The organism is Peribacillus sp. YIM B13481, assembly GCF_042787985.1.
Lineage (GTDB): Bacteria > Bacillota > Bacilli > Bacillales > DSM-1321 > Peribacillus > Peribacillus simplex_A.
The window spans coordinates 1-14,583 of record NZ_JBHZPE010000032.1; the positions used below are offsets into that span (position 1 = coordinate 1).

Below are 14,583 nucleotides of genomic sequence, written 5' to 3' on the forward strand. Positions count from 1 at the left end.
TTCTGCTAATAATTGAGTTTTCGGGGGTAAGTCAATGAATAATCAAGATTATTTTAATGATGAAAACTATACTGGTAATCACCTTCATGTAGATAATTGGAAATATGAGTTCACTCCATATATAGAAGCAATTGCTTGGGTAAGAAAAGACAGTTCAATGGACTTGTTTTTTAATGATTTCGCAGATGATAAGGAGTTTCAAGCGTTATTTAGTGATAAAGAATACTATTATACTTATGGGTGTATTTCTTGGTAATGTTAAAACTAATCAGGAAGTATACGAAATGTTTCGTAATTGGGTTTGATGGAGTGCTATACCCATTTAGGAAGAGAGCTAAATAGAAAAGAAAGGATTTTTTTCTCATAATGGTTAGTTCTATTTATCATTGTATAAATGTAACCTCTTTACTAATTTCCATATTTTTCACCTCCTACTTGGACGTGAATGTGTTTACATTTAAATTTGCAATGATAACGTTGTAAAATTTCCTGTTTAAATAATCAACTATATTCACCTCTTAATTTACTAAACATATTGGTGTATAATAAATAAATCCATATAAAGACGGAGATGAATGCTTTGGTTACAATTACTGATATCGCGAAGCTTGCCGGAGTTGCTAAGAGTACAGTTTCACGTTATCTAAATAATGGTTCTGTTAGTGAGGCAACGAAAAATAAAATCGAACGAGTGATAAATGAAACCAGCTATGCTCCTAATGCCTTCGCTCAAAGTTTAAAAGCAAAGAAAACTAATATAATCGGTACCATTGTACCGAGACTTGATTCGTATGCTTCTTCTCATACGTTAATTGGCATTGATGAACAATTAAGAGAACTAAATTATCAAATGCTGATCTCAAATACCGGTCAGGATTTAGATCGGGAAATTGAAAATATTTACACACTGGCTAAGCAAAAGGTTGCGGGAATGATTTTGCTTCCATCCCAAGTTACAGACGCCCATTTAGAGGCCTTCAAAGAGCTGCACTTGCCCGTTTTACTGGTTGGTCAGCAGCATGAAACAATTCACAGCATCATACACAATGATTATGAAGCAGCATATGATCTCGGAAAACACGTGCTGGAAAAAGGTCACCGTAAGATTGCTTTTTTGGGCGTAACAGGAAAAGATATTGCTGTAGGAGTCATGCGAAAAAAAGGATTTCAGCGGGCGATAGATGAAAAACCAGACTGTGAAGTAAGGTATTATGAAACAAGCTTCAGCATAACAGATGCATTAATCAATGTCCCCTCTATTATTGAGGAATTCACTCCCTCTATTATCGTATGTGCAACTGATAATATAGCGATTGGTGCTTTGAAAGCAGCTTATTTAAGAGGTTTAAAAATCCCAGAAGACTTGTCGATCACTGGATTTGGAGGTTATGAAGTAACAGAGATGATACACCCAGGCATAACTACAGCGAAATTTTACTACAAAGAAGCAGGACAAATGGCAGCTAAAAGTATCGTAAAGCTTGTTAACGGGGAAGAATTACCAAAATTATCTCTATCAAAATATAAAATTATTGAAAGAGAAAGCGTTGACAATCGTTTACCACACCGATTATAATCAAAATGAAATTGGTTACCAAATATTTCCCTTCTAAAATGTAACCGGTTTCTGTGAATCAACTTGTTGATATTATATTTTTTTGGTTTATACTGGAACCGGTTCCGTTGCTTAATATATTCATATGTTTTTTTTGAATTCAAACGGAACCGGTTCCAAGTCGGCGTTTATAAACGTTTAAAAGGAGGATCATTATGAATTATAAAGAAGTATCTCAGGAAATATTGGAGGCAATCGGCGGGAAAGAAAATGTGGCAGCTGCAGCACACTGTGCGACTCGGCTCCGCTTAGCTTTACATGATGAAGATAAAGTCGATCAAGCAAAACTAGATGAGATGGATGCAGTAAAGGGAACATATTCAACTGGAGGACAATACCAGATTATTATCGGTGCGGGAACTGTTAATGAAGTATACAAAGAGTTTTCAAAGCTAACTGGACTTACTGAAATGTCGACGAAAGATGTAAAAGATGCTGGTTCGAAGAAAATGAATCCGCTTCAGCGCTTTGTAAAAATGCTTTCTGATATTTTTGTTCCTATTATTCCTGCAATTGTTGCCGGCGGTCTATTGATGGGGATTAACAACTTGCTCACAGCACCTGACTTATTTATCGCAGGGCAATCCATTGTCGAAGCTAACCCGGGATTCGCAGATTTAGCAGCTCTAATTAATACATTTGCCAACGCAGCATTTGTATTCCTTCCAATCTTAATCGGTTTCTCTGCCACACAGCGGTTTGGCGGAAATCCTTATTTGGGTGCTACACTTGGAATGCTAATGGTTCACCCTGACTTATTGAATGGTTGGGGATACGGAGGAGCCTTAGTAAGCGGTGAAATTCAGGTCTGGAATATTTTCGGATTTGAAATTGAAAAAATCGGATATCAAGGCACTGTGTTGCCAGTACTTGTTGCTTCCTTTATTTTAGCAAAAATAGAAACGTATTTGCGAAAAGTCATTCCTTCCGCACTAGACAATATTCTAACACCATTATTGACAATTTTTATTACTGGTATCTTAACGTTCACAGTAGTAGGACCGATTACTCGTGCTACAGGGAACTTATTAACAGACGGTCTCATCTTCTTATATGATGGAACTGGTTTTATCGGAGGAGCTATATTTGGACTTCTTTACGCACCAATCGTTATCACAGGTATGCATCATAGCTTTATTGCTGTAGAAACACAATTACTTTCTGATATTTCAAAAACTGGGGGCTCTTTTATTTTCGTAATTGCAGCAATGTCCAATATTGCTCAAGGTGCAGCAACCCTTGCAGTTACTTTCATTACGAAAGATAAAAAAACAAAAGGTACGGCATCTGCAGCGGGTATTTCGGCTCTTTTAGGGATTTCAGAACCTGCAATGTTCGGTGTTAACTTAAAACTGAAGTATCCATTTATTGGAGCAATTATAGGTTCAGGAGTGGCCTCTGCTTTCGTCACCTTCTTCAAAGTAAAGGCGATTGCACTTGGTGCTGCAGGTCTACCAGGGATTATTTCCATAAAAACAGATACAATTATCTTTTATATAATTGGTATGGCCATTTCCTTTGCTGTTGCCTTTATCGCAACATTCAGTTTAGCAAATCGGACAGATAAAAAAGTTGCTGCCCTTTCTCGAAAAGAAGCAGCCTAATTTATTAATATGAAAAGGGCTGTTCGAAACAAGGAACAGTCCTCTGATTTTTTAAAGGAGTCTGATCACATGGGATGGACAAAAGAACAGCGTTATCGCCGCGTTGAAGATGTTAATCAGGTAGAGCTGCAAAATTTGCAAACAAGAGTAAATGAATGCACATGGCGACAAACCTTTCATATACAGCCTTTATCCGGCCTACTTAATGACCCTAATGGCTTCTCTTTTTATCATGGCGAGTACCATTTATTCTACCAATGGTTTCCACTTGGTCCTGTACATGGGTTGAAGTATTGGTATCATACGAAATCAAAAGATCTTGTTTCTTGGGAAAATGCCGGCATCGGGATCGCACCGGATGATTATTATGACAGCCATGGAGCCTATTCCGGAAGTGCTATTGAATATGAAGGAAAACTATATTTATTTTATACCGGCAACACCCGTGATGAGAATTGGCAAAGACATCCCTATCAATGTATCGCCATCATGGAGAAAACGGGACAAATTGAAAAATTGACCCATCCATTCATTCGGGACGTACCAGAAGGATATACTAATCATTTCCGCGACCCGAAAGTTTGGAGAGAAAATGATACCTTTTATGCAGTAATCGGTGCACAGCGGAAAGACAAAACAGGATGTGTTGTCCTATATCGTTCCTCCAATCTAGTAAACTGGACATTTGAAGGAGAGTTACAAACTGACCTTGGAACTTTTGGATATATGTGGGAATGCCCAGATTATTTTGAACTGCAAAACTATGGTGTACTGATGTTTTCTCCACAAGGTTTGGAGCCCAAGGGAGACCTTTACCACAATATTTATCAATCCGGTTATGTTATTGGCAGCAAGCTAGATACAATAACCCACTCATTATCACATGGCTCTTTTCAGGAGCTTGACAGAGGCTTTGATTTTTATGCGCCGCAAACAATGGTTAATCCTGACGGAAGGCGTATCCTTGTCGGATGGATGGGCTTGCCTGAAATCGACCTACCCACAGACAAAAATGGCTGGGCGCATTGTTTAACACTGCCCAGAGAATTATCTGTTCGAAACGGCAAACTGATTCAGCGGCCAGTGCAGGAACTTCAAGCTCTACGCAGGCAGGAAACTGAAGTAAAAGGTGTTTTGAAGAACACCAAGAACATGTATGAAGAATTCAAAGGAGTATCCTATGAAATGGTATGTGAATTTGAAAACAACGATGCCGTTGAATTTGGTATTGAATTCAGGGCCGGTGATGATGAAAAAACGGTCATTAAATATGATACTGTAGAGAAAAAAGTCATTCTTGACCGCTCCTCTTCAGGTGAGACCGTTGGAGAAGCTTATGGAACAATCCGAAAATGCTTTGTTAATACCAAAAAAATTAAGTTTCATTTATTTGTAGATACCTCTTCTGTTGAGATTTTCATCAATGACGGTGAAGAAGTATTCACGAGCCGAATTTTCCCTCGTGAAAACAGAAATGAAATTCGTTTCTTTGCATTATCTGGAAGCACCACTTTTCAAGCAAAAAAATGGAGTTATGTATGAAAGCGAGAGGTAAGGTATGAGAAATTTATATGCAATCGGTGAAGTATTAATTGATTTTATCCCCCTTCAAAAAGGAATCGCACTAAAAGATGTAATGGAATTCGAGCGTGCTCCAGGAGGCGCTCCAGCGAATGTTGCTGTATCAGTTGCCAGAAATGGCGGCAATGCATCGATAATTACTAAGCTCGGAATGGATTCATTTGGGGACTTTCTTTTAGAACAATTGCAGCAAGCCGGCGTGAAAATAGATAAAATTACGAGAACAAATGAAGCCAACACAGGCCTTGCTTTTGTATCTTTGCTTGAAAATGGTGAACGTGATTTCTCTTTCTACCGCAATCCTTCTGCAGATTTGCTGCTTCATGAGACTGAAATTAACGATAGCTGGTTTGCAAACGGCGACCTCCTCCACTTCTGTTCAGTCGATTTAGTGGAAAGTCCTATGAAGCATGCGCATGTGAAAGCCATTACTTCTCTAAAAGCAAAAGGCGGAATCATCAGCTTTGACCCAAATGTCCGCCTTCCGCTTTGGACTGATCCTGAAGAATGCCGGAAAACGATTTTAGAGTTTGTTCCAATGGTTCATATTGTGAAAATTTCTGATGAAGAGCTTGAGTTTATTACCGGGATTACTGACAAAGAAAAAGCAGTTTCTTCGTTATTTACTGGTGCTGTTAAAGCAGTAATTTATACAAAAGGAGCTCAAGGTGCCGAATTATATGTAAGAGGTAAAAAATACGAATCAACCGGGTATCGCGTCGGCGTACAGGATACAACAGGGGCTGGGGATGCATTTATCGGAGGCTTGCTGTATCAGTTATTAGAAAAAGACGTTCGGCAAGGAAATCTGGAAGAAGTTCTTGAACTTCATCACCAAGAAATCCTAAGCTTTGCAAACGCTAGTGGCGCTCTTACTACGACTGGAAAAGGAGCAATCTCTTCCATTCCGGCCAAAGAAGCGATTTATCAACTGCAGCAAATCGATCAATAATGGCGGCTGCCCTAAACGGAAAAGTACCGACCGATTGGCTTGCTAAGTTGATAAGGACCGATTAAAAGGCCTTGGAGCTGCGGGCGTTTTGGAGATAGGAAATAACATCTAGGCAATTTTTGGACCGAAATCAGACCAGCTAAAAGAACAAATCAAAAAAGTGATTGCTTAAGAAATTTGCTGTTCAGCCAGAGTATTAAAAATAATTGGAGGTATTACCTTGTTAAAAAACTTATTTGGAAAAAAAACAAAAATTTCGGAAATAAAATTAGTATCGCCAATTGAAGGAGAAATTTTAAAGCTTGAAGATGTACCGGATCCAGTTTTTTCACAGAAAATGATGGGAGATGGTATTGCTTTCTTTCCTATCGAAGGGAAGGTAGTAGCGCCGGCTGATGCAAAAGTCATCAATGTCTTCCCGACGAAGCATGCCATTGCATTGGAAACGGCAGAAGGGCTGGAAATATTGATTCATATTGGATTGGACACGGTTAACATGAAAGGAGAAGGGTTTTCCGTTTGTGTGGCAGAAGGTGACCAGGTTAAAGCAGGAGACATATTGGTCACCTACAGCCTTGAACTGGTAAAGGAAAAAGCATCAAGTACTATTACACCGATGATCATTACCAATGGAGACATTGTGACACATTTAGAGTATCACTATAGTGGACAATCTGTAGCCGGTAAAACGACCGTTCTGGTAGTTACCTTAAAATAGGAGAATGAGTAAAACAGAAGAAACTCGTTAAAGAACTAAAGAACATATGACCAAGAGATGTCCAGCCCAGAAATGGGGTGTTTTTATTTTGACTAAGTTGGTATCATAACTTAACGGAATTGTGTTACTTTAGGTGATAATTTGCACTTATTTTAAGTGCTATTTTGCACGTATATTATTACTGCAGTTTTCTGGGGCTGCCATTTGGTGACCTTGCTTAATGAACTAAAGGGGCAGGTAAGTTCGGAGCTGTCTTTAAGGCAGCTTGTTCTTATGGAACTATCGGGGCAGAATAGTTCATTAAGGAACATAAAAATGTTCAATCTTTTTTATAAAAGAATAATCCAATTAAATAGTATAAGGGCATGTTATGATTAATCTTTTTCAAAACATGCCCTTTCTATTTATTCATTTATCAAAGTTGCTTGTATTAAAAAAATACCCTCGTGTCGTTTTGAAATAAAGTTGCGACGTTTTAAAAAATAAAGAAAAGACACCCTAAGTTGCTTTTTTTCTTCTCTAGAAGACTCAACTCGAAAATAACGAATCGACAACCAAAGACAGCGTTTGCTTGTAAACCGCATGTGCGGACTGCACATCACCAAAATGTCCGCACATGTAAAGATGGATAACACCGTGGAGCGACGCCCAGAAGATACGGACGACGGTTTCCGTGTCATACGGACCGGTAATCAGTCCCTGCTCTTGCGCATTACCAATTACTGTTAATAACTGCCGCATAGCTGTTACGGTGCCGTGTATGCTCTCCTCGTCTGGTTTGAAATCCGCGAAGGCTCCTCCGAACATCAGCTTGTAATAACCGGAGTAACTCTGTCCGAATTGCCAGAAGGTTTCGCCTAAATTAAACAGCTGCTGCATCGGATCGTCAGCGCGCGGCGTTCCCTCGAATTTGTTGGCGAGAATCTTGCAGCCGTCGAGATAAAGCTGCTGAGCCAGTCCATCTTTATTGACAAACAGGTTGTATATGATTTTGGTAGAGCAATTCATCTTCTGCGCAACTTTACGCACCGTCACAGCTTCAGGACCCTCATCGTACAAAATCGTTGCCGCAGCATCGACGACGAGCTTTCGAAGATTTTCAATATTTTTCAAGCGAGCCTCCTGATACGTTTCCAACTTTTTCGTATTTGCAGCGAAGGAATTATTTTGTTCTGTCATCGCTATCACCCTCAATTAATACATTTTTGATAAGAAACAATGTTTCCAGCTCTTAACAGGAATTTTAATATAATTGTCGGACCGTTGTCAATGTTGCGAGGGATGCTAAAAACCAACGATTCAAAAAACGATGTTGACTTTCTTAAAAAGCTTAGTTACAATGATTTCAATTGGAAACACCGTTACCGGAACGTATCATAATTCTTGACTCTTATGAGAGTCAGGAATTATTTTTAAGGACTAAGTAACACTGTTTCCTAATTATAAAAAAGTAGATAGGAGAGTTGCACAATGAACATAAAAGGAAAGTGGGCGCTTGTCACGGGAGCTTCATCCGGCATCGGAGAGCAATTCGCCCGACAATTGGCCAAAGAGGGTGGCCACCTTGTACTCGTAGCCCGATCGAAAAACAAGCTGGAGAACCTGGCATCGGAGCTTAGAAAGAAGCACGGCGTCAAGGTCGAGGTGATTCCTACCGATCTTGGCAAAGAGGGCGCGCCAGGCGAGTTATATCGGCAATGTCAACTTCTGAATTTAGAGATCGAAATGCTGGTCAACAACGCAGGCTTTGCCACGCATGGTTTGTTTGAACAAATGTCAGGCGTGCGCCAGCATGAGGAAGTCATGCTCAATGTTGCCGCTGTTGTAGATATGACGCACTTGTTCTTGCCGGATATGTTGTGTAGAAACTCCGGGGCCGTTATCAATGTCGCATCGACCGCCGGATTTCAGCCCCTTCCCTATATGGCCGTATACGGAGCAACGAAAGCCTTCGTCTTGTCGTTTACCCAAGCCTTGTGGTGGGAGAACCGCAACAGTGGCGTCCAATTTTTCACGCTTTGTCCCGGAGCGACGGACACCGGCTTCTTCAACGTCGTAGGCGCGGAAGAAGCCGCCGTCGGTAAGAAAGACACACCGGAGCGAGTCGTGGAAGTTGCGCTTCGGGCATTGAAGGACGGGAAGCTGTATGTCGTTCCGGGAACACAGAATTATATAGGTACGCAGATTGGACGATTCATGACGAGGAAACAGGGACTTCGTCTCGTTGGCGGCATGCTTCGTCCACGCGACGGCTCCGCCAACAATAAGAAGCCGGCCGGTCCGTCCGATCTTGCAGGATGGATGACCCCGGAGGCGCACTGATAGCTAATTCTAATGCTTCTGTCCATCAACCCATCCGGGACCGAACACACGCCGGTGAAGCACAGGCTTGTTTCAGAGATTAGCCCGGCCGGGAAAGTCATGGAAAGCTGGCACATTCAATTCGAGAAGGCAGAATAAACCTTAGATACACTGAAATTGATTAAAATTTTTTATAAAAATCAAACTGGAATATTCTGGATAGGAATCTATTTTGATCAATCTTTTTTCAAAATAGATTCTTTTTATTTATCGTCAAATGTGGGTTTTCGAGATATTTTTGATTAAACTTTATTTAAAAGCTACACCTCGAAAGAGGGTGGAGTTTGATTGAATTACTAGTAGGATAAAGAGGTGGAAGTACATGGAGTAACCAATTGTACTAACGGGGCAGGTTAGTCGAATTATATGTTATGATGGAAAAAAATAGATTTTTTTGGGGGATTAAAATGGTTACGTGTTATTTGAAATATGTTATTGACCCATATAAATTAAATGAATTCGAGGAATACGGTAAGATGTGGATTCGATTAGTTAATAAATTAGGCGGTACACATCAGGGTTATTTCCTTCCACACGAGGGTGCTAATAATATTGCTTTTGCATTATTCACTTTCCCAAGTTTAGCAGCATATGAAGAGTACCGAGTAAAAATGGCATTGGATGCAGATTGTCAAGAAGCATATAAATTTGCAGAAGAGACTAAATGTATTTTAAGTTATGAGAGAAGCTTTATGCGTCCTATATTCGAATGAACATACATTAAAGTTGAAAAATAATCTATACATACCTTGTTAAGCTAACGGGTGCGTTAGCTGAAGATCGGAGCTGTCTTTAAGGCAGCTTGTTCTTATGGAACTATCGGGGCAGGATAGTTCAATAAGAATAGTAAAATAATAATGTATAAAATAACTTATAATGTATAATTATTACAAAAGAGAGAGGGATATTATATTTTGCAGAAGTTTCAGATGCACCATTAATTCAGGATTTATTGATTAAGACTTTTATGGAATATAAAGATGAAGTTCCCTCATCAAGTGCCTTAGAGGAGACCGTACATTAGAAGAAATTTACGTTATTTAACGGGTATAGTGATGATTGAAAAGGGGGGCAATTTAATGATGGAATTAGGAACATTAGGCGCTTTTGCTCTAGTATCTTTAGGGATGGTCTGTTCACCTGGTCCTAATATGATTTATTTAATATCTAGAACAATTTCGCAAGGTAAAAAGGACGGGATAATTTCTCTTTTAGGAGTAATTACTGGTTTTTTGATTTATATTATCGCTACAATGTTGGGTTTATCCTTCTTGTTCGAATTAGTTCCAGTAATGTATGACATCATTAAATGGTTAGGTGTTATCTACTTGTTGTGGTTAGCTTGGAATGCAATAAAACCAGGAGCAAGTTCAATCCTGGAGCCACAGCATTTAGCCGTAGAGTCACCAAAAAAACTATATGTTATGGGCCTTATGACAAATTTGTTAAATCCAAAAATTGCGGTCTTGTATGTTTCACTTTTACCTCAATTTATGGATCCTAATAGTGGTTCACTGCTTGTTCAAACTGCTCAATTAGGAACGGTGCAAATTTTTGTTAGCTTTGCTGTAAATTTACTAATTGTTTTATTTGCTGGTCAGGTCGCGGTTTGGGTTGGAAGAAGACCTTTTTTGGTTAAAATTCAACGCTGGTTCATGGCATCTGTTTTAGGTGCCTTAGCTGTAAACTTAGCTTTTCATGAAAGAAAATAAACCTTTGAAGAGTTTTATTAGCTCCTCTTGTTTTTATCACGAAAGAAAACGTGAGTTTAAATACGGTGGCTATATTTAATGATTGCTTAATCAACAAATCAGCTTGTATTTCTTATTTGTGAAAAAATGCACTTAAACTATAAGGTGCTTTACTTCATTACCAGGAGCTGATCAGCAGCTCCTTTTTGTATGAAAATACATTAGTAAAAAAGCCATGCTAAAATAAACCCTCCATATTCTTATTTTTTTTCGAAGGGCGTAAATGTACCATGTCGTTATTTTAATTGGGTTATGCAGTTTGTTGTTTAGATGGAGCGATTGAATAGCCTTTCTTTTTTAGGTATTCGATCATTTTTAATTCTTTGTTATTTTGTTTTTCTTCAAGGTAATTTGAGCCTAGTTCCTGATAGGGTTCTCCTGTTTTTAAGATGTTGTAAGCAATCGTCAATAGTAAATGAGCAGAAGCAATTCGTCCTTTCATTTTTCCCTGCCGTTTGGTAATCCTTTTTCGATGTGAAGCAATTCGATTATTTTGCCTTGATGTCGCTAATACACACTCTACGGCCATCGTTTTCAAAGCTTTGTTACCTTGTGTGGTTTTACTCGTTTTTTTTTACCAGCACTTTCGTAATTTCCAGGACTCACACCAGCCCAAGAGGCAAGGTGTTTAGCTGACTTAAATACGGACATATCAACACCCATCTCCGCAATAAAAGTAGCTGCCGCAGCTTTGTTCACACCAGGTATACCATCCAATAATTCTACTTCCTTACGATAAGGGGACAGGAGTTGATCAATTTGTTTTTCTAATTCTTCTATGGTTTCTTCTAAATAACCCATATGCTCCCAATGGAAACGCAACATATCACGATGATGACGGCGAATACGACCATTAATTGCACTGGCAATGTCAGTAATACTTGCTTTTGTTCGCCAATCCACCATTTTTCTAAGACCATCGGTCTCTATTTTTTCACCGTTTAGAATCGCTTCAAGGATACGGCGTCCCGATACACCAAAAATGTCTGATAGAACGGATGTTAGCTTGATATTAGCATCTTGAAGAATTTTGTGAATGCGATTCTGCTCTGATGTGCGATGATGAATCAATTTTTTTCGATAACGAGTAAGATCTCGTAAATCACGAATATCCTCTGGTGGGACAAAATTGCTTTCTATAAGTCCGCATCTTAGAAGCTTGGCAAGCCATTCGGCATCTTTCACATCCGTTTTACGCCCTGGAACATTTTTGACATGCCTGGCATTGGCAAGAACAAGGTGAAAAGAACCTTCGAGTATATTCCATATTGGTTTCCAGTAGACTCCCGTACTTTCCATCACAACATCGGATACCTGAAGGGTAGCGAGCCAATCACTTAAAGCCAAGAGTCCCGTTGTTGTAGTTGAAAAAGTTTCAATAGAGGTTTTTGGCTTTTTATCTAATGGACCAAATAATACACAGGCTACTACTGTTTCTTGGTGTACATCTAGGCCAGCACACCGTTCAATCATTGCTTCCATAGGAGAATCACCTCAATAAAAGATTAACAATACATATGACAGGAGATTTGTTACAAAAATTTTTGTATACGTACTAGCAGTACACTAAATGGTTCTTCAATACTGTCACAACCAGTTTCTTATACAGGGTATCTTCCTTAAGATCCACCAAAAAAGGTTCAGCCTGGTTGTATTGTTATCATCCATTATTGTCAAGGGTTTAATGGGTTAGACTTTATTTTGGGGTAATAAGCAGGGTTTCGTGATAGATGGTGGCGGCGGGGATCGCCGCCATAGAAGTTTCTTATGTATCAGGGATCACTATTTTCCAACTGAATTTTAACATTCAATTATAGGCAGTTCCACAGAAATTTAAGAATTTTCCAAACAATGAAAAAGCCTGCCGGTGTTAAAATAGTTGACCGCTTATAAATATCAATGATATAAAAAGGGAAATGAAGAAGTAGGGCCCTTATTCCTTTTTAACTTGTTCAATGCTATTACCCAAACTAGAGAGTGTTCTCTAAAGGTAGTTATATTACATGCGGTTGACGAAGGTGGATAAAGGATGAAAATGTTTAGGTTAATCGAAGATGATCCTTCTACGTATAAAAAGGGGACAAAATTTTTTTTAATATCACATTCAGAATTCATAGGTGTGAAAAGTTATGTATTACTAGCTGAAGATTTGAAAGGAAAGATCGAAGTAACGGAAGAAGAATTGAAGAGTAAATTCGTTTCCATACATTGATCTTTCGTTTAACTGAAAAAACGAGGGAATTTCATTTCTGAAATCCCCTCGTTTTTCTTATTTTAAATCTTCAATCGAATCAATATCGACGTAATCCGGTACAACCAGTCCATTCTTTGTTCCTTTTAAGTTTGGTCCAAGGTCAACCATATCATCTTTATACTTATTATAGTATTCAAGATGTGTACCAGGAAGCCATGCAGCCACCATTGCGTCCGCACTTCCGTTTGCAACGCCGGCAAACATTGGTCCCACTTCAACTTGACTTAATGTTACATCATAACCATTCTGTTCCAGAACCTTGCCAATTACATTTGTACTGGCAATTTCAGTGTCCCATGCAACATAAACCAGTTTGATTTTTTCACCATTTCCTGATTTAGCACCTTTAGTCCACTTGGACACTTTGTCCGGATTTTCGCTTATCCATTTTTCTGCCGCTTCTGAAGGAGACATCCCTTCAGTGACTTTGACCATTACATCTTCCATATCATCAGTTTTCCAGAAGAATTGATCAATAATTTTATAAGCGCCGGGCGCATCCTGTTCGAGGCCTTTTCTGGCAATCGAATTAATATTTTCAGCCCCGCCAAAGGATTTTTTCGGATCTTTGAGATATTTCAAGTCATATTTCGAGAACATCCAATGCGGTGACCATCCAGTAACGATGATCGGTTCTTTTTTATCAATTGCTTTTTTCAATTCAGCAACCATTGCCGCCGAAGATCCTTCAACCAACTTCCAATCATCCAACTTATAATCACCTATAGCCGTTTTAGTCAACTTCATCAATCCTGCTCCAGGTTCAATTCCGATGATTTCATAATTGGTTTTGGCAGCAAAACTGTTTTTATCCCCGTTCACAGCTTTTTCTTTTGTAAAAGTACCGAACAGTGCAGTCCCTACAACAAGTAAAGCTAATATTGTAAAAATGATTTTCCTGCTAACGATATGCTCGTAAGCTGGCTTACGAAGGTTTTGCGTGATACGATCTAGAATGATTGCAATGATTACGATGGATAATCCTGCTTCAAATCCTTGTCCTACATTAATTTGGCTGACAGCCCGGTAGACATCTGCCCCAAGCCCGGGTGCTCCAACCAATGAAGCTGTAACAACCATGGATAATGCAAGCATGATGCTTTGGTTAACTCCTGCCATAATCGTTGGAGTAGCCAATGGTATTTGTACCTTGAATAACTTTTGGCTGCTTGTTGAACCAAAAGCATCCGATGCTTCAATTAAATCATTAGGCACTTCCTGAATCCCAAGATTGGTCATACGGATTGTCGGTGCGATTGCGAAAATGAATGACGCAATGATCCCCGGCACTACCCCTATTCCAAAGAATAATATTGAAGGAATCAAATAAACGAACGCAGGCATCGTTTGCATGAAATCCAAAATTGGGGTTACGATCTTACGCACCGTTTTATTTTGGGCACACCATATTCCGATCGGTATCCCGATCAGTATGGTTAGGAATCCTGACAATATAACGATAGCAAGTGTTTGGATGCTTGATTCCCAATAACCAAGATTATCAATCAAAAGTAAGCTAATGAAAGTAAATATTCCCAATGGCCATCTGCTTGTATAGGTAACCAGAAGGGTAAGGACTATAATTAACACGATGGAAGGTCCAGCACTCATTACATCGACCAGGATATTCAGTAGACCCTCAATCACATTCGTAATAAGTGTAAATAATCCAGCAAATACAATAGTTATCCAATCCACTAAAGAATCGACCCAAGCTCCTAGTGGTATTTTTGTCATATTCATTGAA

At 39.2% G+C, this 14,583-nt stretch carries 14 protein-coding genes; 10 read left to right on the forward strand and 4 right to left on the reverse strand.

Annotation, left to right across the window (positions count from 1 at the left end; genetic code table 11):
• Positions 1 to 34 precede the first annotated feature (34 nt).
• The 6 genes from ACFX4X_RS17060 to ACFX4X_RS17085 all read left to right on the forward strand — a co-directional run bounded on the left by ACFX4X_RS17060 (position 35) and on the right by ACFX4X_RS17085 (position 6,470).
• The gene (locus ACFX4X_RS17060) at positions 35 to 256 is read left to right on the forward strand and encodes a hypothetical protein (RefSeq protein WP_377384932.1); all 222 of its coding nucleotides are present in this window, start codon (positions 35 to 37) and stop codon (positions 254 to 256) included.
• 324 nt (positions 257 to 580) lie between these two features.
• Positions 581 to 1,576 (forward strand): LacI family DNA-binding transcriptional regulator, encoded by a 996-nt coding sequence (locus tag ACFX4X_RS17065; protein WP_377384934.1) that lies wholly within the window; start codon positions 581 to 583, stop codon positions 1,574 to 1,576.
• Between the two features lie 194 nt (positions 1,577 to 1,770).
• Complete coding sequence (locus tag ACFX4X_RS17070; RefSeq protein ID WP_284469637.1) at positions 1,771 to 3,219, forward strand: sucrose-specific PTS transporter subunit IIBC; 1,449 nt, start codon at positions 1,771 to 1,773, stop codon at positions 3,217 to 3,219.
• A 69-nt stretch (positions 3,220 to 3,288) separates the two neighbouring features.
• Positions 3,289 to 4,761, forward strand: coding sequence for a sucrose-6-phosphate hydrolase (locus ACFX4X_RS17075; RefSeq protein WP_034314995.1), 1,473 nt, complete (start codon positions 3,289 to 3,291; stop codon positions 4,759 to 4,761).
• Positions 4,762 to 4,777: 16 nt separating this feature from the next.
• Entirely contained in the window at positions 4,778 to 5,752 is a 975-nt protein-coding gene (locus tag ACFX4X_RS17080) for a carbohydrate kinase family protein (protein ID WP_317779160.1), read from the forward strand.
• A 220-nt stretch (positions 5,753 to 5,972) separates the two neighbouring features.
• Positions 5,973 to 6,470, forward strand: a complete 498-nt coding sequence (locus ACFX4X_RS17085; RefSeq protein WP_054397421.1) for a PTS sugar transporter subunit IIA — start codon at positions 5,973 to 5,975, stop codon at positions 6,468 to 6,470.
• Between the two features lie 528 nt (positions 6,471 to 6,998).
• On the opposite strand, the gene ACFX4X_RS17090 is transcribed toward ACFX4X_RS17085, so the two are convergent.
• A complete protein-coding gene (locus ACFX4X_RS17090) occupies positions 6,999 to 7,649 on the reverse strand; it encodes a TetR/AcrR family transcriptional regulator (protein WP_377384937.1) in 651 nt (216 codons plus the stop codon).
• A 291-nt stretch (positions 7,650 to 7,940) separates the two neighbouring features.
• Here ACFX4X_RS17090 and ACFX4X_RS17095 point away from each other — a divergent pair, with 291 nt between their 5' ends.
• The 3 genes from ACFX4X_RS17095 to ACFX4X_RS17105 all read left to right on the forward strand — a co-directional run bounded on the left by ACFX4X_RS17095 (position 7,941) and on the right by ACFX4X_RS17105 (position 10,543).
• Entirely contained in the window at positions 7,941 to 8,792 is an 852-nt protein-coding gene (locus tag ACFX4X_RS17095) for an SDR family NAD(P)-dependent oxidoreductase (protein WP_377384939.1), read from the forward strand.
• A gap of 446 nt (positions 8,793 to 9,238) precedes the next feature.
• Entirely contained in the window at positions 9,239 to 9,544 is a 306-nt protein-coding gene (locus ACFX4X_RS17100) for an NIPSNAP family protein (protein WP_377384941.1), read from the forward strand.
• Positions 9,545 to 9,910: 366 nt separating this feature from the next.
• Positions 9,911 to 10,543, forward strand: a complete 633-nt coding sequence (locus ACFX4X_RS17105; protein ID WP_284469567.1) for a LysE family translocator — start codon at positions 9,911 to 9,913, stop codon at positions 10,541 to 10,543.
• Positions 10,544 to 10,832: 289 nt separating this feature from the next.
• Here the strand turns inward: ACFX4X_RS17105 and ACFX4X_RS17110 are convergent, their stop codons facing one another.
• Together ACFX4X_RS17110 and ACFX4X_RS17115 are read right to left on the reverse strand one after the other, a co-directional pair.
• On the reverse strand, positions 10,833 to 11,024 hold the full coding sequence (locus tag ACFX4X_RS17110) for a hypothetical protein (protein ID WP_377384943.1): 192 nt from the start codon (positions 11,022 to 11,024) through the stop codon (positions 10,833 to 10,835).
• 92 nt (positions 11,025 to 11,116) lie between these two features.
• Positions 11,117 to 12,064: an IS110 family RNA-guided transposase gene (locus ACFX4X_RS17115; RefSeq protein WP_377384945.1), complete on the reverse strand. Its 948-nt coding sequence runs from the start codon at positions 12,062 to 12,064 to the stop codon at positions 11,117 to 11,119.
• Positions 12,065 to 12,611: 547 nt separating this feature from the next.
• On the opposite strand from ACFX4X_RS17115, the gene ACFX4X_RS17120 reads away from it, so the two are divergent.
• Positions 12,612 to 12,794, forward strand: a complete 183-nt coding sequence (locus ACFX4X_RS17120; protein ID WP_089364188.1) for a hypothetical protein — start codon at positions 12,612 to 12,614, stop codon at positions 12,792 to 12,794.
• 57 nt (positions 12,795 to 12,851) lie between these two features.
• On the opposite strand, the gene ACFX4X_RS17125 is transcribed toward ACFX4X_RS17120, so the two are convergent.
• Positions 12,852 to 14,579 carry a glycine betaine ABC transporter substrate-binding protein gene (locus ACFX4X_RS17125; RefSeq protein ID WP_377384947.1) on the reverse strand — a complete coding sequence of 576 codons (1,728 nt, stop codon included), beginning with the start codon at positions 14,577 to 14,579 and terminating at the stop codon, positions 12,852 to 12,854.
• Positions 14,580 to 14,583: the final 4 nt, after the last annotated feature.

Excerpts from the sequence above, each read along its gene's own strand:
- ACFX4X_RS17060 (WP_377384932.1), top strand. The coding sequence starts at position 35 with ATGAATAATCAAGATTATTTTAATGATGAAAACTATACTGGTAATCAC.
- ACFX4X_RS17070 (WP_284469637.1), top strand. The coding sequence starts at position 1,771 with ATGAATTATAAAGAAGTATCTCAGGAAATATTGGAGGCAATCGGCGGG.
- ACFX4X_RS17075 (WP_034314995.1), top strand. The coding sequence starts at position 3,289 with ATGGGATGGACAAAAGAACAGCGTTATCGCCGCGTTGAAGATGTTAAT.
- ACFX4X_RS17080 (WP_317779160.1), top strand. The coding sequence starts at position 4,778 with ATGAGAAATTTATATGCAATCGGTGAAGTATTAATTGATTTTATCCCC.
- ACFX4X_RS17090 (WP_377384937.1), bottom strand. The coding sequence starts at position 7,649 with ATGACAGAACAAAATAATTCCTTCGCTGCAAATACGAAAAAGTTGGAA.
- ACFX4X_RS17095 (WP_377384939.1), top strand. The coding sequence starts at position 7,941 with ATGAACATAAAAGGAAAGTGGGCGCTTGTCACGGGAGCTTCATCCGGC.
- ACFX4X_RS17100 (WP_377384941.1), top strand. The coding sequence starts at position 9,239 with ATGGTTACGTGTTATTTGAAATATGTTATTGACCCATATAAATTAAAT.
- ACFX4X_RS17105 (WP_284469567.1), top strand. The coding sequence starts at position 9,911 with ATGATGGAATTAGGAACATTAGGCGCTTTTGCTCTAGTATCTTTAGGG.
- ACFX4X_RS17110 (WP_377384943.1), bottom strand. The coding sequence starts at position 11,024 with ATGAAAGGACGAATTGCTTCTGCTCATTTACTATTGACGATTGCTTAC.
- ACFX4X_RS17115 (WP_377384945.1), bottom strand. The coding sequence starts at position 12,064 with ATGGAAGCAATGATTGAACGGTGTGCTGGCCTAGATGTACACCAAGAA.
- ACFX4X_RS17120 (WP_089364188.1), top strand. The coding sequence starts at position 12,612 with ATGAAAATGTTTAGGTTAATCGAAGATGATCCTTCTACGTATAAAAAG.
- ACFX4X_RS17125 (WP_377384947.1), bottom strand. The coding sequence starts at position 14,579 with ATGAATATGACAAAAATACCACTAGGAGCTTGGGTCGATTCTTTAGTG.